We start from the raw sequence: 21,127 nt of genomic DNA, 5'->3' as shown, positions 1-21,127 counted from the left end.
ACTATGAACCTGGAAAACCTGGCCCTTAACATCAAAAAAGCCGAGAACGGGATCTATTATTCCACAACGAGCTCAGCGATTTCTTACCCGGAGGAGGGAAATGATAACTTCATGCAGATTGAAGAGGATAGTTTCTGGTTTAAACACCGAAACAATGTCATTGCGAAGAGTGTTAAGAAGTACAGTGCTGAAAGGCCATTTTTCGACATAGGAGGTGGAAACGGTTTTGTCTCCAAACGATTGCAGGATGACGGATGCGATGTTGTACTTGTAGAACCTGGCGCTTCCGGTGCTGCCAATGCCAGAACACGGGGTATTGAGAAAGTACTCTGTTCTACCCTTGGAAACGCGGGCTTCCAGAAAGAGAGCATCGACTCAGCAGGCCTTTTTGACGTGGTAGAACACATAGAAGATGATGCTGGTTTTCTAAAAAACATTCACAGTTACCTGAAAAACGAGGGTTTGCTCTATCTTACTGTTCCGGCTTTTAATATTCTATGGTCCAATGAAGACAAGGACGCCGGACACTACAGACGGTACTCTTTAAAAGCAATCCGGGAACTATGCCGGGAATGCGGTTTCGAGATAGTTTATTCCTCCTACATTTTTTCCATACTACCTCTACCGATTTTCCTATTCAGGTCTATTCCCAGTAAATTGGGTTTAAACCGGAATTCGGATGATCTCAACAAGCACAAAAAGGAACACAGGGAAAGCAAAGGGCTGCTAAGCAAGATAATCAATAGCATATGGGCATGGGAACTAAGGCAGGTACAAAGGTCTAAGAAGATCCGGTTTGGCAGTAGCTGTTTCGTCATTGCTAAAAAGCAACAGTAACTTACTGATCAGGCATCTGTAAACCAATACAAATCGCAGTGAAAGTGAATGCAACATCCACCAAAGTAACAATTCATATGGTTGCCAGTCTGGATGGCTTTATTGCCAAAAAGGACAACAGTATAGACTGGATGAAATCTTCCGACAACTACGAAAAAGGTATAACCCTCACTGAGGAGAAAATAGTGGAATTTATCAACTCCATAGATTGTTACGTCATGGGCTCAAAAACCTATGAACATGCCCTTGAACTGGGATGGCCGTACGGAGAGGTGCCGGTCTATGTGCTCACCCAAAGAAAGCTGAAGGCAGAGCGAAAAACAGTAATATTCTACCAGGGAAATCCGCAAGAGCTCATAAAAAATACATTGGGCGCTAAATTTCAGAACATCTGGATGGTGGGAGGTTCAATGCTTACAAAAGCCTTTATTCAACAGGATCTGGCAGACGAAATCATCTTGTCTGTCATGCCCGTTATCCTGGGTGATGGTAAGCCCTTCTTTGATTTTATTGGGAAAGAAGTTGAGTTGCATCTTAAGGATGTAACCGCTTACAAAGATGGAATGGTAGAATTGTGTTACGAATTGAAAAAAGAATAAACCAATGGACAACAGGCAGTAGCCGGGAGACCATTTCCTACTACCAGATATGGTTTTAGTTTAAATTAAATACAAAGCAGTAATGTCCGTTTACAAAAAAATTGCCAAAATAGGCCCCAGGTTTTTTGCCAGAAATACACTTTTCAAATACGGTTTTAATTACTCTCCCATGTACCGTAGAAGTACAGGAAGGATAGTTCAGGTTTCTAAGGATTTGATGCACATAAGGGTCAAATTGCCCATCAGCTGGAAAAACAGAAATTATGTCAACTCCATTTTTGGGGGAAGTATGTTCTCCTCGGTAGACCCCATTCCCATGGTACAATTGATCAATCTGATCGGTGAAGATTACGTAGTATGGGACAAATCCGCGGAGATCTCCTTCCGCAGACCTGCAAAAGAGAGCCTGTTCGCGGATTTTAGGTATACGGACGAAGAACTACAGCAAATCAAAGACAAGGTAGTACGGGAGAACGAGATCGAGATCGTTAAAACCACCCGCCTGACCGATAGTGAAGGGAAACGCCTCTACTGTGAAGTAAAGAAGACCATCTATATTGCAGACAAGGCGTTTTACAAACAAAAGATGAATAAAGCCCGCCAAACCAGTTAAAAAAGAAGTATAGCTTATGCCCAGGGTGCAATATACCATCTACGTCGTTGAACTTTCCAAACGGGTATTTACTGAAAATTACCGGTTTCGGGCAGCGAACCCGCAATTTAATGGGGTCTTGCAGTGCCTTTATGTCGGCATGACGAGTAAATCACCAAAAGAAAGGTTTGAGCAGCATAAAACCGCTTACAGAAACAAAAAGGGCCACAATCTTTCGTCCGGTATCGTCCGGAAATACGGCACCTACCTAAGGCCGAGTCTCTACAATCATATTAAACCGCTAAACAGCAGAAGCGAAGCACTCAGAATGGAAAAAGCGCTGGCACTGGAATTGCGAAGAAAGCGCTACGCGGTTTGGTACAATTAGCCTTAAAAATTATTTGATGCCAACGCTTGAGAATTAGTTGTACTTGCCGGTTCAGGGTGTATTCTTCCCGGTTTTTAGTGACCACTCAGGTTTTGACTACAAGAACCGTTGATTTGGTTAGGAGTGTCCTTTACTTTCCACAGAAATTTGCTAAAACAAAAATTCATAAAGCTGGAAACAAATAAAATTACTTTAGTAAAAGAAGGAAGCCGGGGCCTTTGATTATCTGATCAATAATGCCGGTACCAGCTGTGCTCAGCCTTGGAAGACACCGCTGGAGTTCCGTCATTCCTTTGATCAAGGTTAGAATTAGTTCTGCTCAGGGCTTATATTTGGTATTGATAAGATACTATCAAGTCATGAACAAACTAATTTTCGCCCTGATCGCCATTTCTATTATCTCTTGCACAAACCAAAAATCAGATAGCACTTCGGTCAGCCGGGATTTTGAGGAAGATATGCTCCAGTTAAAGGAATACTTCCACATTCCAGGTTTAGCTATACTGGTAAAGAAAGACGGAAAAACGCTGTATGAGAATTATTTCGGATATGCCGATCTGGAAACCCAGCAGCCACTGGATTCAACCTCAATGTTTCCCATTGCATCTATAACCAAAACCTTTTCCGCAGTGCTATTGCAACAACTTGTGGAGGAAGGAAAATTGGATCTTGAGGAACCTATCAACCTTTACCTGGAAGGCTCTTCCCTTTCCGATTCCATTAAAATTAAGCATGTGTTATCCCATACTTCGGAAGGCGAGCCGGGTAGCTTTTTCAATTATAGTAGTCGATTCTTTTTGCTGACCCGTGTTATCGAAAAATCGGCTTCGGCCAGCCTGGTGGAACTGATGAATTCTAAAATCATCGATCCGCTGAATTTAAAGAATACCGTCCCGCTGATAGATCAAACCGTTATTGCGGCACGGGAAGACCAGCTGGCCAAACCCTATTATTTTTATGGTGAGGTAGAAGCCGGGCATTATGATAGTGGCCTGAGCGCTGCTAGCGGACTGGCCTCCACCTTACGAGACCTGGCCCGTTTTGACAACGCCCTCGATTCAGACCAGCTAATATCCGGGGAAAGCAAGAACCAGATGTTCTCCCCATTCAATTCGGATTTGGCTTTTCCCTATGGGTATGGAATTTTTACACAAAATTTCACTGCTAAGGAAATCAAATGGGGCTACGGGCAGGAAGACTGTTTTTCCAGCTTGTTGCTGAAAGTCCCGGAGGACAATATTACACTTATACTATTGGCTAATAACAACCTGATGAGTGACCCTCCACGGCTGATCAACGGCGACCTGAGCTATTCGCGTTTTGCCTTGAGTTTTCTAAAACACTTCGTTTTTGAACTCCCTGAAACTTATAAGAGTATGGATTATACCAAGCCGGAAAGCCTGGATATTGAACAAATCCAGGCAAACCCGGATCTCGGAAAGCTATACAGGCAGGAATTACTTGCGAATGCCATTGCTGCAAGTTTTATGGGCCAGGTAGACAGTTTGGAACTCCAAAGAAGTAAAGAGCTAACTGAAATTGCACTTCGCGAATTTCCGGATTACGCGCAATACGGAAACCAATCCCTGATGAGGCTTTTAATGGTACTGGCCAATTTTGGAGGATATGATGAATTTGACGAAGCTTTTGTAGATCTCGGGAACCTTTTGCTTGAAAAGAACCAATTTGACCCCTACACCAATGTTTATCTGGGTTACTATTATCAGAACAGGAACCAGGCCGAAAAGGCATTCCAATATTTTAATACTATAGCCGAAACACCAAATCTGCAGCCTTTCTGGTATTCCATAGAGGCATTTGATTTTTTGGGTGATTACTACAAAAATGACAATCCGGAACTCGCCAGGACCTATTATCAAAAAATTGTAGATATTGGCTGGAATATGGGCGGAAAACTTGACAAGGCCAAAACAGAGTTGGAGCGACTGTAGGACAATACAAAAACTCCCAGGCTAATTGTGGAGCAGTTTCATGTCAATTTAATCGTGAGGTATCAGCAAACTTAATGACCGTGAAAATAGCCGTACATCTGATAGATGAACAGCACTATACCCGCTATGACCAGGTAATAATTGGCAGCCTTGTAAAACGCCTGGTAACTTTTCAGCTTTTGCCATCTGGTTATGATAAAAACAATGGGGATCAACGCCAGGATCTGCCCAACTTCCACACCCACATTAAAACTGATGATCTTTAACAGGAATTGATCTGTCCCAATATCGAAGGATTGCAGTCTGGTGGAAAGGCCAAATCCGTGAATAAGGCCAAATATGAAAACCATCAACAATAAATTAGGTGATTTTACTTTGAACCATTTTTCGAAACCACCCAAATTCTCAAAACCTTTGTACAAAACACTCAGGGCTATTACCGCATCAACCAGATGTTCATCCGCTTTGATCCCCAAATAAGTTGCACTGATCAGGGTAATACTGTGCCCGATGGTAAATACAGTGATGAACTTTACGATATCCTTAAACCCACTCAGATAGAAGATCACCCCGGCCAGGAAAAGCAGGTGATCATAACCAGTGACCATGTGCTTGGCGCCTACATAGATGTAGGTCAGAAGTCCTCCGTTACTCAGCATTTCCTGGTCCGAAGAAGAGACTCCGTGGGCAAGGAGTACCAAAGGGCATAGCAGTAATACGATTACTACGGAAGGTTTAAATAACGATCTTTTCATTTGGCTTTACGGTTAAACCAAAGAAACAGGCCTCCAAATACTAGCAGACTGGCTATCCAGTAAACATAGGACGGGATTTCATGGCTGTGTTCTTCATCATGCTCGTGATGGTGATCTTCACCCTCTGCGTGACTGTGATCTCCCTGCCCTACAGCAAATGTCAGGGTAGCCCAGTTTGATTCATGAGTCAGGCCCTCCTCTTTGGAATGTACCAGATGTATGGTACGCAGATACCAAACCCCATCCGAAGTGAGTTTTACGTTGATCACACCTGCGGCATCAGTGCGTAATTGAGTTACAGCCTCATGACTGTGTTCTTCTTCAACTGGTTCCGCTTCCTGATCGTGGGAGTGTGTATGGTCTGAAGTTTCACCGTGATCATGACCGTGCTTGTGACTATGTTTTTTAGCATCGTCTTTGTCGTGCTCATGACCGTGTTCATGACTGTGTTTGTGTTCGCTATTCTTATCGTGATCATGGGTATGCTTGTGGTCTGCCTTGTCACTGTGCTCATGATCTGCTGAATGACTGTGCTCATGATCTGCTGAATGACTGTGGCTATGGCCCTGCTCCGATGTTGCCGCGTCCGATCCGGTATCATGACTGTGCGCTTCTTCCGGCTTCTCAGTTCCGTCTGCTTCCGCAGTATCGTGGCTATGACCCTGAGCTTCATCCAACCCCACGTACACCAATTGATCTGCCAGGGGCTTTCCCTGCCATAACAGTTTCACCTGCATCTCATGTCCCGCATGGATCTCGTAGGGATTACTTAAAGGAATAAATTCAATTGGGTAATCCAGAGCAGTCTTCCAGTCGTCCGTTTTCTTATCCCCTACCTGGAAAATTGTTTTGACGTGTTTGGAGTACTTTTCCACAGCATCTTTATCCAGCGCATTATTGTTTTTGCGCCACTCCAGCATGTCCAGTACGCCATCGTGTTCCAGGTACTTGTTGAAATCAGCGGCGTTCATCTCAATATTCCGGGCTAAGGTTGATACCCCGGCAATCCAGGTACCTTCAGCTCCTGTTTTAAAATCGAGTATAGTTTCGTTATCCGATTCCCTCCACTGAGTAGAATCCAGGACAAATCGTTTGTCTTCCCCCAAAAGGCTTACATCCAGCATGCGGTTGCGGTCTATAGTATTTTCGCTTTTTTGGAAAGTACCATTGAACAATCGAATAGATGCGGAGGTGTTCGCGGGAAGCACATAATCGTCCAATTTCAGGAACATATCGTGGCTGGAGAAGAGTAGGAATGCAAAGAGGGCAATGCCAATTTTTTTCATAGAAACGCTTTAAGTTACTGGCTCGGTTGTTTCTTCTGGCAATTCAGGAATCCCAAATGTAATCAAAATATACATCCCGGCAGAAAGATCTCACGGATCAGAGCGGGAATAGATCGCAGTTCATCGAAAATCCGTAGCGTACTCCAAAGTTCCGATGCTTTATCGTACATCTTCTACCTGCTTGCAATACTATCTTATCCCTGATGAAAGCCCGACATTTGGGTAAGTTTTGCTACATTTAAAGACGAATCCGGTCTCACTGGAACGAATAAGTTCCTGTCCGGTTAACAACAACCTATACCTCCTAAATGAACGCTGAAACAAGTCTGTCTGAACTCATCAGTGGAATGACACCACAATTGAATCCCGGGGAATATGTCTTTATTTCGACAAGGGATATTAGCAGTATTCCGAGAGATGAAACCATATGCGAATTCAGGGAAAAGGAGGCGCACACTGTGGTGATAAGCAGAAAAAAGGCGGAGGAAATGGGCCATAGCTATGAATATGTAGCTTCCTGGATCACCCTTATGATCCACTCTTCCCTTGAGGCTGTTGGGTTTACCGCGGTCTTCTCAGCCGAACTGGCCAAACACGGTATTAGTTGCAATGTGATCGCGGGCTATTATCACGACCACATATTTGTGAATAAAAAGGAGGCGGAAAAAGCTATGCGAGTGTTGACAAACCTTTCTAAAAATTACCATTAGACCGAAGTTTATGTACAAATCAAAAAACGGTCGTTTGTTTTTGAAAATCGCGGCAATTTGCTCATTTGCAGGGGCCTTAACCACGGCATTGCTCATTTTCCTTCCGAATCCTGAAGCTCCTGATTTTGAAAGCAGGGTAATGCTATTTGAAAACAGTCTGTATCTCACCAAACTGTGGATACTGTTCCTTCACCCACAGCTTAATCTGATCGCCAGCCTGGGTGTGGCCTTCCTTTTGTTGAAAAAATACCCCTGGCAGATCATCTTGGGAACCCTTTTTTTGTTGATCTGGGCACTGACCGAAATGTCTCAGCAGGCCTTACTGATCGATGCCCTGAACCAGATATGGCGCCCGGGCTACATGGCAGCGGCGGGAGAGGCAGATAAAACGGCCTATGAAACCCTGATCCAGGCTGCGAATGGGATTTCTGACAGCAAATACTTTTTGGTTATCTATGGATTCGGACTCGGAAGTCTCTTTTTTGGCCTCGCCTTTATAAGGGAAGAAGGTTTTGGCAAATGGATCGGTTGGGCACTGGTTTTCATCGGACTCCTGAGCCTTTCGTCTTTTGGGCGATATTATTTAGGGTTGAGTTTTTTGAACCCTCCGGTTAACTTCTCTTACACCTATATCTATCCTTACTTACAACCTTTGGTCCGCATTGCCATAGGTCTTTGGATCTTTAAAGCGATCATGAGATCACAGGATTCCTGAGATCAATAAATGTTCATGAAAATCCTATCTGAATCCAACCTGGAGCGAACCTGACTTGCCAAAAAGCCTGGCCCGCAATTGCCTCCAGGGAATGGTGTAACTTCAGAGGGTGATATAATCAAAGCAGTAGCCTTAAAAGTTAAATAATACGGGCTTAGCAACAAAGCAGATGTCTAAGCGTTCTTCTTGTGAAGGGACAGGAAAATACTTACATTTGAACTGCCCAAAACAAATACCAGAAGTTCCCTGAACAAATAAACAAACTGCGATTCTGCTTACAAGGAAATGGCTATGAAACTTACCAAGACTCTTTCGCTTCTACTGATATTCTTATGTTTGATTGGCTGCCAGGACGATGATGGAGAAGTACCTGAGGTAATCATTTCGGGAATAGCAGAGGTTACCGCTGCTACTGCCCAGGTTAGTGCCAATATCACCTTTTCAGGCTCCTCACCGGTGAACGAATACGGTATCTGCTGGAGTACCACAAATCCGCCAACGGTATCGGATAACTCCACGGTTAACCAAAACACCTGGTTAGGGGAGTTTACTGAATCCATAGCTCCACTAACCGGTGCTACAGAGTATTTTGTTCGAGCCTATGCGGTTAACGAAGAAGGAATAGCCTATAGCCAGACGCAGAGCCTTAAAACCCAGGGGGCTCAACCTACCATAATTAATCCTTCTGTCCTGAAAAATTGTCCACCTCTGGCTACCATAAGGGCAAGGGTGCTCTCCAACAAGATCTCTACCGATGTGTATTTTGAATACGGGACCACCACCGCATATGAATTTGGAAGGATAGGGGAAGTCTCCGATATTGGAGAAAGTGAGGCAATTGAGGTACCTTTAGAAGGACTCATTCCGAATACCACTTATCATTTCCGGGTGGTGGCAGAAAACTCCGCAGGAACCACAGTAAGTGAAGACATCTCCTTTGTTTCGCAATATGTACTCGGACAGGAACATATAGGTGGTATCGTAGCCTATGTGGATGAAACCGGTTTGCATGGCTTCGTATCACGTACCACTTATGAAAACGGTTCTTACGATATAACTTTTATAACCTCATGGGGACCCAATGAGGTTACCGGTGCCACTGGTCTGGAAATTGGGGACGGCAAGCCCAATTCAGAAAAGGCTATGGAGATCAACGGAACAACACTCTCCCATATGTATTTTATTAGTAGATATGGGCATTCTGTAAACCCGGACTGGTATATGCCTTCCATTGAAGAGCTCAAGATAGTCCAACAAAATATCTATGAGAATGGATTTGGAGCATTTCCCGGCATAAACTACTGGTCTTCCTCAGAAGTGCATAAAGACTCCGTATTGTGCCTCAATTTTGCCAAAGACAGCGTGTTTGTCGGTCCAAAAAACAAGCATGACCACGTAAGTTTAGGCATCTCTTATTATTAGGCAGCTCTTTTTGATCCAATATCCGGTCCCTAATTCATAATCAGGGCTGGATACGCTATTCAAATTCCGCATTTCTTCAGCTAAAATGGCTACCAAAGCCAAAGATTTTTATATGGCCCGATTTTTCGGTCTGTAAGACGTCGATCAAATCCGGTTATCGTCCAATTTTGATTGCTTAATAGCCAGTTTTTTTATAGATTTAAAGGTTAACTCCTTCCGGGCCCTACTATAACGAAAATGAAGCGATTATTGCCCTATATTCTGCTTATTCACTGGCTGTATGGCTGTCAGAAGGAGGCTGTGGAGGTTGACTACGAAAAGCCGTATAACGTTATCCTTATCGCAGGGCAGTCCAACACCTACTCAGGTGTCGGTTTAGATTCAAAATTCGACCACAGTCACGAACAGATCAAACAGCTGGGCAGATTCGGCTCAGACAACTTGAGGGTAATAAAAGCGCAAGAACCCTTGCAACATCACTCAAAAGCCAAGGGAAAAGTAGGATTTGCCATGACGTTCGCAAAACTCCTATTCGACCATCTCAAGGATGGAAGTGACATTCTGATCATACCTTGTGGCCATGGAGGGACCGGCTTTACGGACAGGAAATGGAATAAGGGAGATGAGCTGTATCAGGACGCTATAGCCAGGGTAAAACTGGTTTTACACGAATACAAGAACAGCGAGCTAAAAGCCATACTATGGCACCAGGGAGAGCGCGACATAGGAAATGGCAGTTATCAGGTACACCTGGACGATTTTATACAAAATTTCAGGCAGGATATCGGCCAGGAAAACGTTCCCTTCATTCTGGGGGGGATGGTACCATTTTGGGTAGAACAGGAAGAAGCCCGCCAGAAAATTCAGGAAATCATTTCGGAAACCCCGGAACGCCTTGGCAATGTTGGGTACGTAGATCCTGAATATCCTTTCCTGATAGAAAAAACAAACAATTTTCACGACGAGGTGCATTTCGATGCCAAAGGGCAACGCGAACTCGGGCGAAGGTATTTCAATCAGTTTAAAGCCATTACCGGGAAATAGCCTCCGGCTTGCATCTTCTTACTTCGGCCACTGGGGAACCCTTTGAAACATTTCTAAAAGAATTCCACAAAAATATTTGCGTAACCGAATGATTACATATATTTTTGTAACCAAATGGTTACCTAAATGAGAAGAGACGTTTTCCAGGCGATTGCAGATCCGGTAAGAAGGGACATTATCCGGCTACTCGCCGAGCAACGTCTTACGGTCAGTGCCGTAGCAGAGCAATTTGACGTCAGCAGACCAGCCATTTCCAAACATCTCAAAATACTGAACGAATGCGGGATAATCAGCATTGATCAACAAGGTAGGGAGCGGTATTGCGAAATTCAACCCAGAAACCTCATCCCCGCCTTTCTGTGGATACAACAGTACCAGAATCTTTGGGAGGACAAACTGGATTCCTTCGAAAACTATTTAGACCAATTACAAACCGGCATGCGACAGCAGCCTAAAAATCGAAAAGATGAATAAATCAGACGACCTGAGCAACCGAACGCTAACCTTAAAAAGAACCTTTAAAGCCCCCTTGAAACTGGTTTGGGAAGCCTGGACGCAAGCCGAACATATTGCCAGTTGGTGGGGTCCTAAAGGTATGAAAACCCGGGTCATAGAACACGATTTCAGGGCGGGTGGTCAATGGAAATACGCCATGACCATGCCTAATGGAGATGAATTTATTTCTGAAGGGCAGTACCTGGAGATCGTTGAAATGGAAAAGATAGTCACAACTGCCGATTTCAAACCTATGACCGAAGGGGTGGAATTGCATATTCAATTCGAAGCAGCGGGTGATAATACCCTTTTCACCTTTGACTGTGTTCACGAAACTGAAGCATATTGCAAACAACAGGAGCAAATGGGCTTTTACAACGGTTGGGCTTCTGTATTTGACAACCTTTCAGAATTTGTTGAAAATAGGGCAAATTAGGTTCTGACACAGCGCATAGCTGCCAGGTAAGCAATGTTAAAGGTCTTGTCTGCCTGAGAATTTTCCATAATTTTATTCTGCAAACTGATTACTCACTTCATCAAACAGAATGAAGTGATCACTGGCGAAATATGAGGCATCTACAGTTAATACTGCTGATCTTTCTGCTCGGACTGCAGGCGGTGGCCGGCCAGGAGCCCGTTACGGACCTGGATGGTCTGCACCAGCTCTTAAGCCCGGGAGATCGGGCATTCAAGCTGATGAAAACCGTTACCAAATACCAGGAGAGCCAGACTCCAAGAGTTCCCGATGAAAATGGCATGCAGCGGGAATTACCCCTGGATTTCAGGGAAACAGGAGAATTCATTTCAGTAGAATTGGAGCCTGCGGCCACCTTAAAACTCTCTACAACCTACACGGATTCTTCTGTAACCATAAAGGCGCTGGAGAATACCTTCTGCCCTACCATTTCCATCAACCTTAAAACACATGTCGCCCTTATAAAAGACCAGCATCTGAAGTCTGTAGAGAAGATTTCTGTAGAAAGTAAATCCAATCTTTTTCAGAGTGCCTGGCATGGCTATCAGTGGCAGGCGGAGACCAAGGAGCGAAACACTCTGAGCCAGCACAGGATCACCATAGGCAAACTGGAGGAAAATGGAGCGGTTTACCTGGAAATAGTCTGGCTGGAAGGTGGTCAGCGCTTTCATTATCGCCTTTTGGGCTAAAAGTTCTTCTTATTTGATCTTCTCCTGCTCTTTTAATGCTGTTGACACAGGGTTGTCAGTCGTCCTCCATAATTTTGAAAAAACAATCCATATTATGGATAAGCTAAAGGAATTTACCCTCCCGGGATCTCTGGCAGGATTTTTCACTAAAAGTATACACAAACCTGAGAGATGGAAGAACCAACATCTGTGATAGAACTGCTTTCCTCTTCCCAAAACAGCAGGGATCAGGGCCCGAATGAGGAACTAGCCGCACGAATAGCCGGTGAAAATGACCACAAGGCCGTTAAGGAACTCGTAGCGCACCTCTCAGATAAAAGCAAAGCCATACAAAACGATTGTATTAAAGTTATCTATGAGATAGGCGAGCGAAACCCTAAGTTGATCGCGAATTACGCTCCGGATCTCCTCCCCTTGTTGAAGAGCAAAAACAACCGCCTGCAATGGGGTGCCATGACCGCCATCTTTACGATTAGCTCTGAACGCCCGGAATGGGTCTATGCGGCCCTTCCAGAAATTCTCGCCGCCGCGGAGCTGGGTTCAGTGATCACAAAAGATAATGCAGTAAATACCCTGATCAGGCTATGTACCTATGAAGCCTATGCGGACAACTGCTTCGACCTGCTAAACGAACAGATCCTAAAAAGCCCGGTGAATCAACTACCTATGTATGCAGAAAGGGCCTTTACGGTTATTACCGCAGCGAACAAATCCATTTTTGTCAAAAGCCTGAATTCCCGTTTAGCAGACATTGAGAAAGAATCCAAACGGCAAAGAGTGGAGGCCGTCCTGAGAAAAATCCAAAAACATTTTCCGGACTCATAGCGCCAAGGTTAAGTCTGCAATTGTCAAATAAAGCTTAAATTACAGTTAGAAAGAGGCATACCTCATCAAATTTTCGAAACTAATTTAATGCACCAGGTGATATGAATTCGGAGGAATTAACCAAAATGTGGTTCGATAAATGGGAGAGCGGGGATTTTCTGAACCTGCCCATTTCCAACAACTTCAGACATACCAGCCCTTATGGGACTATAGAAGGCAAAGAGGCTTACATTAGCCTGGTAGATGCCAACAAGGATAAATTTCTGGGTCATCGGTTTGAGATCAGGGATGCTATTTACCGGTCCGACTCCTCCTGTGTGCGATACACGGCGATCCAGGGCGATTTCAGGCTGGAGGTGAGTGAATGGCATTATTGTAAAGACAGGATGATTGACGAGATAGTGGCTTACTACAATATTGAAGGAGAGATCAGCGAAGAGCGAAAACTTACAACACCTGGTGAATCCTGAAAAGCTGACTGATACTTTTTAAATTCAGGCATAAGTAGTTAACTTTCCTTCCATGGGTGAAATTGTTAAAGTAATTGACCAGGGTGAAATTAGTAGGACTGTGGAGCTGGCTTCAAAGATCTGGAACGACCATTATGTGCCTATTATCGGTCAGCAACAGGTAGACTATATGCTGGAGAAATTTCAAAGCGAACCCGCAATAAAGGAACAGATCAATTCCGGTTACGAATACTTCCTACTAAGAGATCACGGGAAAGAACTGGGCTATTTAGGCTTAATCCCGGACCACCCCAAGGGTAAGTTGATGATAAGCAAGATCTATCTGGATAAGTCTGCCCGGGGAGGAGGATATGGTGGGCAATTGCTTTCATTCACTCAAAATCTGGCTACTCACAGGCAATTCTCCGCCATCTGGCTTACCGTAAACAGACATAATAAAAATACCATTGCGTGGTACGAAAAGAAAGGATTTGTAAAGACACAGGAGATAAAACAGGATATCGGCAATGGTTATTTTATGGACGACTATGTTATGGAAATGTCACTGCCTTCCGATACGGATTAAACAAAAACCTCCGAAATACACTGCCTGGCCGCAACTTTTAAGACAATTTGCGTCTTTTTACAAAACACCTGGCTATGAAACTGATTTACCTTCCAGTAATTTTGTTATTTCTCCTTTTGGCATGTTCGGATGACGACGATAATACTGTTGTCTGTGGAGTGGTCTCACCGCTTACGGACCTACCCTGGTTGCGCACAGAGATTGAGAACAGGTTAGAGGAAGATTCCGAGGACCTGGTCTACTGTTATATTACAGAGGCTACCTACCGGGGCCAAACCGTATTCCTATACTGGGATTGTAACCCCACAATCAACAAGGTTATTCCGGTATATGATTGCGAAGGATCCTTCCTCGGTTCCCTGGGCCAGCAGATCGACGCTGAGGAAATAGAAGAGGAATGCGTTATCTGGAGGGCTCCTGGCTTTGTATGCCTTATTGATTTTGCCTGTATTCGGCCGGACTAGGGTTATCGGGTTACGGGCGGTATTTCAGAGGCAGATAAACCACTTTTTTGGTCTCGAAAAACGCTTCCTCGAAATAATCTGATAATTCAAAGATCTCGGCATTTCGGTAATCCTTTAATTCCTTGCTGAGATCACCTCCTTTCAGGTATAATATCCCGTTCCTGCGTTCGTGTACAGACTCCTTTTTAATACGCCCCCGAACCCATCGGACAAAGGTTGGCATAGCCGCTACCGCACGGCTGACAATAAAATCAAAACTGCCGTCCATCTCCTCTACCCTGCCATTTATTACGGTAACGTTAGAAAGTCCCAGTCCGGAAACGACTTCCTGGACCACTTTTATTTTTTTCTCGATGGAATCTACAAGTGTAAAATGGGCCTCAGGGAACAAGATCGCCAGAGGAATTCCCGGGAACCCTCCTCCCGTACCAACGTCCAATATCTCAGCACCGGCCTTAAATGCTTGAATTTTAGCGATCCCGCAGGAGTGCAGCACATGGCGCAGGTAGAGTTCATCAATATCCTTGCGTGAAACTACATTGATCTTCGTATTCCAATCCTGGTAAAGGGCTTCCAGAGCGAAAAACTGCGATTTTTGTTCTGCTGATAATTTGGGAAAATATTTAAGGACTAATTCAGCCGTCATACGTACCTTTGTGCTTTTCGCAAAAGTAGTACTTTCGCATGGGAGTATTAAATTGCAATTTTAACCGTTATATTTATAGCCTAGCCGTCAAAACGCGTTTGTATGGATAATAAGACCATTAGGTTCTCGAGAAAGGACTCCGCCCAGTTTTTCAGAACATTAAACAGAAGGGTAAACGAATACTTCAAGGAAAACGGAATAAAGAAAACAGGCAATTGGAGGCTTTATCTAAAGACGGCGGTAATGTTCGCCTTATTTCTTACCCCCTATTTCCTGATCTTAACCCTTAATCTTCCGAATTGGATCAACCTTCTGCTTACCATGGTCATGGGCGTTGGCATGGCAGGAGTTGGTATGAATGTTATGCATGACGGGAATCACGGGTCCTATTCAACCAAAAAGTGGGTGAACAAGATCATGGGAAGCACCATTTATATATTGGCGGGCAATGTCTACAACTGGCAGGTTCAACACAATGTACTGCATCACACCTATACCAATATCCACAACCACGATGAAGATCTGGAGGCTGGAAAGATATTGCGGTTTTCCAAACATGCCAAGTGGTATCGTTTTCACAAATTTCAGCACTATTATTCTGTTTTCCTATACGGCCTGCTCACTTTTAACTGGGCGGTGACCACGGATTTCATGCAAATGTATCGCTACACCAAGCGCAAGCTTTCATACGGCAGGTTTCCCAATCCCTTTGTGAACTGGAGTGTATTAGTAGCCACCAAGTTGATCTACGTTCTCATATGGATAGTTATCCCAATGTTGTTTCTGGATATTGCCTGGTGGAAGATCCTGCTTGGATTCTTTATTATGCACTACGTAGCCGGGGTAATCCTGAGTGTGGTATTCCAGTTGGCGCATGTTGTGGACGAGGCGGAAACCCCGCTTCCGGAAAAAGATGGCTCCATGAAGAATACCTGGGCCATTCACCAGTTGGCCACTACAGTAAATTTCGGGACCAAAAACCGTATTGTAAACTGGTTCACCGGCGGGCTCAATCACCAGGTTGAACATCATATTTTTCCAAATATCAGCCACATACACTACACAAAAATTTCGAAAATTGTGAAACAAACGGCAAAAGAGTTTAATTTGCCCTACAACGAATACAAAACCACCAGAAAAGCTATAATTTCGCACTTCAAGCATTTAAAGGAGCTCGGTAAAAAGCCGGTGCTGCAATACCAGTAAAGGAATTTGAAAATGAGTAACCAACTGTCCGATAGAATAAAGAACATGTCTACATCGGCCACACTGGCTATGGCCGCAAAAGCGAGGGAACTAAGAAATGAAGGTAAAGATATCATAGGTCTAAGTTTGGGCGAACCGGATTTCAATATCCCGGATTTCATCAAGGAAGCCGCTAAACAGGCGGTAGATGACAACTACAGCAGCTATTCCCCGGTAGACGGTTATGCGGATCTCAAGCAGGCTATCTCCAAGAAATTCAAAAGGGATAACAACCTGGACTATTCCATAAAACAAATTGTGGTCTCTACGGGTGCAAAACAATCACTTGCCAATGTAGCCATGATCATGCTAAACAAAGGAGATGAGGTTATCTTACCAGCTCCGTTTTGGGTGAGCTATAGCGATATTGTAAAACTGGCCGAAGGGGTTCCTGTTCAGGTTCCCACCAGTATCGCCACGGATTTCAAAATGACTCCGGAGCAGCTCGAAGAAGCCATAACTCCCAAAACCAAAATGCTATGGTTCAGTTCTCCCTGTAATCCCAGCGGATCAGTTTACAGTAAGGAAGAACTGGAAGGCCTGGCAGCGGTTTTGAGAAAATACCCGGACATCTATGTAGTCTCAGACGAGATCTACGAACATATCAACTTCAAAGGCGGGCATGTGAGTATAGCCGGAATTGACGGTATGTACGAGCGTACCATAACTGTGAACGGGGTATCCAAGGCCTTTGCCATGACGGGATGGAGAATAGGCTATATCGGTGCGGCCGAATGGATCGCAAAAGCCTGTACAAAATTCCAGGGCCAGGTAACCAGCGGCGCTAATGCCATAGGACAACGGGCTACGATCACTGCCCTTGAGGCCCCGGTAAGCAAGATCCAATTTATGATCGACGAATTTCACAAGCGTCGGGACATTGTGCTTGGACTTTTAGGTGAGATTGATGGATTTAAGGTCAATGTGCCAGAGGGTGCATTTTACGTTTTTCCGGATATCTCCGATTTCTTTGGAAAAACACTTCAGGGAGTCACTATCAATAATGCCTCGGACTTTTCAATGTACTTATTGGAAAAAGCGAATGTAGCCACCGTAACCGGAGAAGCTTTCGGAAATCCGAATTGTATAAGAATATCCTATGCTGCTTCTGAAGAAGAGTTGCGTGAAGCGATCGCAAGGATAAAGTCTGTACTATAGTCTAGGTCCGTTTCCAGAAATACGGAGTAAGCAGGATCAGCACTGTAAAGAGCTCCAGCCTTCCCGCGAGCATCAGAAATGCACACCACCATTTCCCTAACATAGGCAGGCCGTTAAAATTGCTGAGCGGATTCAGGCTGCCCAGTGCCGGGCCTACATTACCCAGGGAAGAAGCGGCTCCTCCTACCGCGGAAATGTAGTCCAGTCCCATAAAGCTCAGGACCAGGGCCCCGATAATGAACAACAGCATGTATAGTACAAAGAAGCCGATGATATTATACACGATATGCTCCGTAACCGTTTTATTATTGAAACGAACCGGTATAATGGCATTCGGGTGCAGGGTACGCTTAAATTCCAGTAAACCGTTCTTGATGATCAGCATATGGCGCATGACTTTGATCCCACCGGCCGTAGAACCGGCAGACCCGCCGAGGAACATCAAACCGAAAAAGAATACGGTAAGGAAGGGAGTCCATCCTGTAAAGTCGGCCGTCACAAATCCTGTGGTCGAAACTACGGCAACTACCTGGAACAGCGCATGCCGGAAAGCGCTTTCGCCTGGCCCGGAAACCATGGGGTGGTATTCAGAGACCGGCACATTGGCCTTGGTATAGATCACCAGGGCCGCTATAATGGTAAATATCAAAATAAAAATACCATAGGTCTTAAACTCCTCATCGCGCAGAACGCGCTGAACTTTTCCTTTGAATGCGAAATAACTCAGTACAAAATTGCTCCCGGCCAGGAACATAAAAAAGATCACAATATATTGGATAAGAGGCTCTCCGTTCCAATACGCCAGGCTAGCATTTTTAGTGGAAAAACCACCTGTGGAAAGCGTGGCCAGGGAGTGGTTCAGGGCGTCAAAAAAAGACATTCCCGCAAGCTTTAAAAGTAGGGTCTCAGCCGCCGTATATCCAAAGTAGATCAGCCAGAGACGCTTAGCCGTATCCGTAATCCTGGGGTGTAACTTATCAGCGCTTGGGCCCGGAGCCTCTGCCGCGAATAACTGCATCCCCCCAATTCCCAACAAAGGTAAAATGGCTATGGCCAGTACAATGATCCCCATACCTCCTATCCAGTGTGTAAGGCTTCGCCAGAAGAGAATACCTTCCGGTAGGGCTTCAATATCCTCCAGTATGGATGCCCCAGTAGTAGTGTATCCGGACATTGTCTCAAAAAAAGCATTGGTAACATCAGGGATGGCTCCAGAAAAAATATAGGGCAGTATCCCTGAAATGGACATCACCAGCCATCCAAGGGTGACGATGATGTAACCCTCTTTTCGCTTTACCTCTTTTTTATGGCCCCGGGTATAGAACATGGCCAGAACACCCACAAAGAGGGTAGTAATAGCCGCCAGGGTGATATCCAGAGTGACCCCGTCATTATAAATACCACTGACCAGGGCTGCCAAGAGCATAAAAGCGCCGTTGCAAAGCAACAGCAGCCCCATAAGATGAAAGATTATTTTGGAGTTAAGACCCATACTAGAGGAAGAGCTTTTCTATACGCGGAATGGATCTCGGCAAACAGCAGACCACCACTCTATCCCCCTCTTTAATTTCAAAATCCCCCAGGGCAATAATCCCCTTGCCATCGCGAATGACACCGCCTATGATGGCGGTCCTCGGAAAGTCTAACTCTCGAATGATCTTACCGGTTACCTCTGAAGTGGCTTTCACGATAAACTCCAGTATTTCCGCATTGAGATTATTCAGTCGGGTAAGAGCCACCACCTCACCCTTTCGGATGTAGCGGAAAATGTTGTTGGCTGCAAGCAGTTTTTTGTTGATCAGGGTATCCACTCCGATGGACTGGGATAATTGAAAATAATCCATATTCTCAACCAGCGCTATCGTCTTCTTGATCTTTTTGGACTTGGCAACCAGGCAGGACATAATATTCGTCTCTGAATTCCCGGTAACCGCGATAAACGCATCCATGGAATCCAGGCTTTCCTCCTCCAGCAACTCCACATTACGGCAGTCCCCGTTGATCACCAGGGCATTCGGCAAGCCATCTGCAATTTCAAAGGCCTTGGCCTTGTCCTTTTCTATGAGCTTTACATTGAATTTCTTATCGCAAAGGTCGCGGGCCGTTTTGAAACCAACCTTACTCCCTCCCAGGATCATGACGTTTTTGATCTCTTCCTTCTTTTTTCCGGTAAGCTTATAGAGTTCATCCACTCCGGTGCTGTCCGTTACAAAATAAACCTGGTCTCCATCTTTAAAAACAGTGTCTCCCCTGGGGATCAGGGTATACTGGGTGCCTTTGCGTTGCAGAGCTATGGGCATGAAATGCAGCCCAGGAAAGATCTGCGCCGCTTCTTTGACCATTTTCCCAACAAATGGAGCTGATTTAGGAAGGGATACCCCAACCATGATCAGCAGACCCTCCTCAAATTCATAAGTATTGTTGAAAGCGGACTGATTCAATAACAACTGAATTTCCGATGCGGCAAGCTCCTCAGGGGAGATCAGCTCATCAATACCCAATTCGGGAAATTTGATCAATTCCCGATTGTCTACAAATTCTGTGTTGGAGATCCTGGCAATGGTCCTTTTAGATCCCAATTGCTTTGCCAGCATGCATAAAGTAATATTGGTAGTCTCAGAGGCGGTTACTCCAATAACCAGGTCCGAAGTCTCTACTTTGGCATCCCTGAGCACGGAAACAGAAGTGGCATCACCTCTCAGGACACGAATATCAAGATGGGTATCCGCGTGGGCCAGACTTTCCTTATTCGTATCTATAAGTGTAATTTCCTGAGATTCGTAGGAGAGCAGTTTCGCCAAATGAAAGCCTACTTCACCGGCACCTGCTATTATGATCTTCATCTATCGAGTACATTAATTTTCATAGGCCGAACCTGTGGGGAACGGATTTGGACCCTGCCGTTAAGCATTCTATGCTCATCCAGTGAGGGTTAGCAAAGTTTTGCGGGAGCAAAATTACGCAAATTTCTGTTGTAAGCAGCTAATTTTTAACTGCAAATGCACAGGCTTGAAATTGCCGCTTTACTTATCTATTGTAGTATCTTTGCCAAAATTTTATAGCAGTGGCTAAAAAAGTTACCCCCTACAAGGATTCCGAGCTCGGGAAAAAGGAGCAGGTGACCAAAATGTTTGATACCATCTCCGGCAGCTACGACGGTCTTAACCGGGTCATTTCCTTCGGTATTGACGTAAAATGGCGCAAGCGAGTGGTTGCACTGGTTAAAAAAGAAAATCCCAAGTCTGTGCTGGATATCGCCACCGGAACCGGCGATCTTGCAATTCAACTGGTCCAAACCGGGGCCGATAAGATCGTAGGGCTGGATATTTCACCGGGTATGCTGGCAGTGGGTAAAACCAAGGTCAACGAAAAAGGATTGGACAATACCGTGGAAATGCTGGTAGGAGACAGCGAAGCCCTGGCCTTTGAAGACGGCAGCTTCGACGCCGCCACTGTAGCCTTTGGAGTACGCAACTTTGAGAACCTGGAAAAGGGGCTATCGGAGATCTATAGAGTATTGAAACCCGGGGGAACACTAGTAGTACTGGAGACCTCAGTACCTACAAAAACACCTTTTAAACAGGGATATCGATTTTATACCCGCTACATACTCCCGCAAATAGGAAAAATCTTCTCAAAAGACCGTTCGGCATACGCCTATCTCAGCGAATCAGCATCGGTTTTTCCATATGGTAAGGAATTCAACAATATTTTAGGCAAAATCGGGTTTATAGCTATGGAGAACCGGCCACAGACCTTTGGAGTGGCCACCATCTATATAGCCAGAAAATAGGA

General features: G+C 44.8%; 24 protein-coding genes. 19 read left to right on the top strand and 5 right to left on the bottom strand.

The window, feature by feature from the left end:
• Nucleotides 1–3: 3 nt before the first annotated feature.
• The 5 genes from GTQ38_RS18875 (at nucleotide 4) to GTQ38_RS18855 (ending at nucleotide 4,368) form a co-directional block, all read left to right on the top strand.
• Complete coding sequence (locus tag GTQ38_RS18875) at nucleotides 4–837, top strand: class I SAM-dependent methyltransferase (protein WP_161437116.1); 834 nt, start codon at nucleotides 4–6, stop codon at nucleotides 835–837.
• Nucleotides 838–881: 44 nt separating this feature from the next.
• Complete coding sequence (locus GTQ38_RS18870; protein WP_317169091.1) at nucleotides 882–1,436, top strand: dihydrofolate reductase family protein; 555 nt, start codon at nucleotides 882–884, stop codon at nucleotides 1,434–1,436.
• Between the two features lie 82 nt (nucleotides 1,437–1,518).
• Complete coding sequence (locus GTQ38_RS18865) at nucleotides 1,519–2,049, top strand: DUF4442 domain-containing protein (protein WP_161437115.1); 531 nt, start codon at nucleotides 1,519–1,521, stop codon at nucleotides 2,047–2,049.
• Between the two features lie 16 nt (nucleotides 2,050–2,065).
• Nucleotides 2,066–2,416: a GIY-YIG nuclease family protein gene (locus GTQ38_RS18860; RefSeq protein ID WP_161437114.1), complete on the top strand. Its 351-nt coding sequence runs from the start codon at nucleotides 2,066–2,068 to the stop codon at nucleotides 2,414–2,416.
• A 359-nt stretch (nucleotides 2,417–2,775) separates the two neighbouring features.
• Entirely contained in the window at nucleotides 2,776–4,368 is a 1,593-nt protein-coding gene (locus GTQ38_RS18855) for a serine hydrolase (protein ID WP_161437113.1), read from the top strand.
• 71 nt (nucleotides 4,369–4,439) lie between these two features.
• Here GTQ38_RS18855 and GTQ38_RS18850 read toward each other — a convergent pair whose 3' ends face one another.
• Both GTQ38_RS18850 and GTQ38_RS18845 read right to left on the bottom strand, forming a co-directional pair.
• Nucleotides 4,440–5,123: a HupE/UreJ family protein gene (locus GTQ38_RS18850; RefSeq protein ID WP_161437112.1), complete on the bottom strand. Its 684-nt coding sequence runs from the start codon at nucleotides 5,121–5,123 to the stop codon at nucleotides 4,440–4,442.
• Nucleotides 5,120–6,409 carry a DUF4198 domain-containing protein gene (locus tag GTQ38_RS18845; protein WP_161437111.1) on the bottom strand — a complete coding sequence of 430 codons (1,290 nt, stop codon included), beginning with the start codon at nucleotides 6,407–6,409 and terminating at the stop codon, nucleotides 5,120–5,122. The genes GTQ38_RS18850 and GTQ38_RS18845 overlap by 4 nt, the downstream gene beginning before the upstream one ends.
• A 308-nt stretch (nucleotides 6,410–6,717) precedes the next feature.
• Here GTQ38_RS18845 and GTQ38_RS18840 point away from each other — a divergent pair, with 308 nt between their 5' ends.
• The 11 genes from GTQ38_RS18840 to GTQ38_RS18790 all read left to right on the top strand — a co-directional run bounded on the left by GTQ38_RS18840 (nucleotide 6,718) and on the right by GTQ38_RS18790 (nucleotide 14,283).
• Nucleotides 6,718–7,119 carry an ACT domain-containing protein gene (locus GTQ38_RS18840; protein WP_161437110.1) on the top strand — a complete coding sequence of 134 codons (402 nt, stop codon included), beginning with the start codon at nucleotides 6,718–6,720 and terminating at the stop codon, nucleotides 7,117–7,119.
• Nucleotides 7,120–7,129: 10 nt separating this feature from the next.
• Nucleotides 7,130–7,834, top strand: a complete 705-nt coding sequence (locus tag GTQ38_RS18835) for a hypothetical protein (RefSeq protein WP_161437109.1) — start codon at nucleotides 7,130–7,132, stop codon at nucleotides 7,832–7,834.
• Between the two features lie 291 nt (nucleotides 7,835–8,125).
• Nucleotides 8,126–9,256, top strand: coding sequence for a hypothetical protein (locus GTQ38_RS18830; protein WP_161437108.1), 1,131 nt, complete (start codon nucleotides 8,126–8,128; stop codon nucleotides 9,254–9,256).
• Nucleotides 9,257–9,493: 237 nt separating this feature from the next.
• Nucleotides 9,494–10,300 carry a sialate O-acetylesterase gene (locus tag GTQ38_RS18825; RefSeq protein ID WP_161437107.1) on the top strand — a complete coding sequence of 269 codons (807 nt, stop codon included), beginning with the start codon at nucleotides 9,494–9,496 and terminating at the stop codon, nucleotides 10,298–10,300.
• A gap of 126 nt (nucleotides 10,301–10,426) precedes the next feature.
• Nucleotides 10,427–10,774: an ArsR/SmtB family transcription factor gene (locus GTQ38_RS18820; RefSeq protein ID WP_161437106.1), complete on the top strand. Its 348-nt coding sequence runs from the start codon at nucleotides 10,427–10,429 to the stop codon at nucleotides 10,772–10,774.
• Complete coding sequence (locus tag GTQ38_RS18815; RefSeq protein ID WP_161437105.1) at nucleotides 10,767–11,231, top strand: SRPBCC family protein; 465 nt, start codon at nucleotides 10,767–10,769, stop codon at nucleotides 11,229–11,231. The genes GTQ38_RS18820 and GTQ38_RS18815 overlap by 8 nt, the downstream gene beginning before the upstream one ends.
• Before the next feature lie 131 nt (nucleotides 11,232–11,362).
• Entirely contained in the window at nucleotides 11,363–11,959 is a 597-nt protein-coding gene (locus tag GTQ38_RS18810) for a hypothetical protein (protein WP_161437104.1), read from the top strand.
• Between the two features lie 171 nt (nucleotides 11,960–12,130).
• A complete protein-coding gene (locus GTQ38_RS18805) occupies nucleotides 12,131–12,784 on the top strand; it encodes a HEAT repeat domain-containing protein (RefSeq protein WP_161437103.1) in 654 nt (217 codons plus the stop codon).
• Nucleotides 12,785–12,885: 101 nt separating this feature from the next.
• On the top strand, nucleotides 12,886–13,254 hold the full coding sequence (locus GTQ38_RS18800) for a nuclear transport factor 2 family protein (protein ID WP_161437102.1): 369 nt from the start codon (nucleotides 12,886–12,888) through the stop codon (nucleotides 13,252–13,254).
• Nucleotides 13,255–13,306: 52 nt separating this feature from the next.
• Nucleotides 13,307–13,819: a GNAT family N-acetyltransferase gene (locus GTQ38_RS18795; protein WP_161437101.1), complete on the top strand. Its 513-nt coding sequence runs from the start codon at nucleotides 13,307–13,309 to the stop codon at nucleotides 13,817–13,819.
• A gap of 74 nt (nucleotides 13,820–13,893) precedes the next feature.
• Nucleotides 13,894–14,283 (top strand): hypothetical protein, encoded by a 390-nt coding sequence (locus tag GTQ38_RS18790; protein WP_161437100.1) that lies wholly within the window; start codon nucleotides 13,894–13,896, stop codon nucleotides 14,281–14,283.
• Between the two features lie 10 nt (nucleotides 14,284–14,293).
• On the opposite strand, the gene rsmG is transcribed toward GTQ38_RS18790, so the two are convergent.
• Nucleotides 14,294–14,929 carry a 16S rRNA (guanine(527)-N(7))-methyltransferase RsmG gene (gene rsmG, locus GTQ38_RS18785; RefSeq protein WP_161437099.1) on the bottom strand — a complete coding sequence of 212 codons (636 nt, stop codon included), beginning with the start codon at nucleotides 14,927–14,929 and terminating at the stop codon, nucleotides 14,294–14,296.
• Nucleotides 14,930–15,031: 102 nt separating this feature from the next.
• Here rsmG and GTQ38_RS18780 point away from each other — a divergent pair, with 102 nt between their 5' ends.
• A complete protein-coding gene (locus GTQ38_RS18780) occupies nucleotides 15,032–16,135 on the top strand; it encodes a fatty acid desaturase family protein (protein WP_161437098.1) in 1,104 nt (367 codons plus the stop codon).
• Between the two features lie 12 nt (nucleotides 16,136–16,147).
• The gene (locus tag GTQ38_RS18775) at nucleotides 16,148–17,332 is read left to right on the top strand and encodes a pyridoxal phosphate-dependent aminotransferase (protein ID WP_161437097.1); all 1,185 of its coding nucleotides are present in this window, start codon (nucleotides 16,148–16,150) and stop codon (nucleotides 17,330–17,332) included.
• Nucleotide 17,333: 1 nt separating this feature from the next.
• Here the strand turns inward: GTQ38_RS18775 and GTQ38_RS18770 are convergent, their stop codons facing one another.
• A complete protein-coding gene (locus GTQ38_RS18770) occupies nucleotides 17,334–18,824 on the bottom strand; it encodes a TrkH family potassium uptake protein (protein ID WP_161437096.1) in 1,491 nt (496 codons plus the stop codon).
• Nucleotide 18,825: 1 nt separating this feature from the next.
• Nucleotides 18,826–20,175: a Trk system potassium transporter TrkA gene (trkA, locus tag GTQ38_RS18765; RefSeq protein ID WP_161437095.1), complete on the bottom strand. Its 1,350-nt coding sequence runs from the start codon at nucleotides 20,173–20,175 to the stop codon at nucleotides 18,826–18,828.
• A 221-nt stretch (nucleotides 20,176–20,396) separates the two neighbouring features.
• Here trkA and ubiE point away from each other — a divergent pair, with 221 nt between their 5' ends.
• Nucleotides 20,397–21,125, top strand: coding sequence for a bifunctional demethylmenaquinone methyltransferase/2-methoxy-6-polyprenyl-1,4-benzoquinol methylase UbiE (ubiE, locus tag GTQ38_RS18760; protein WP_161437094.1), 729 nt, complete (start codon nucleotides 20,397–20,399; stop codon nucleotides 21,123–21,125).
• Nucleotides 21,126–21,127: the final 2 nt, after the last annotated feature.

The organism is Poritiphilus flavus (genome assembly GCF_009901585.1).
Taxonomy (GTDB): Bacteria; Bacteroidota; Bacteroidia; order Flavobacteriales; family Flavobacteriaceae; genus Poritiphilus; species Poritiphilus flavus.
Note: the sequence above shows the minus strand (reverse complement) of the source record. Positions and strands in the feature narration are given on the sequence as shown.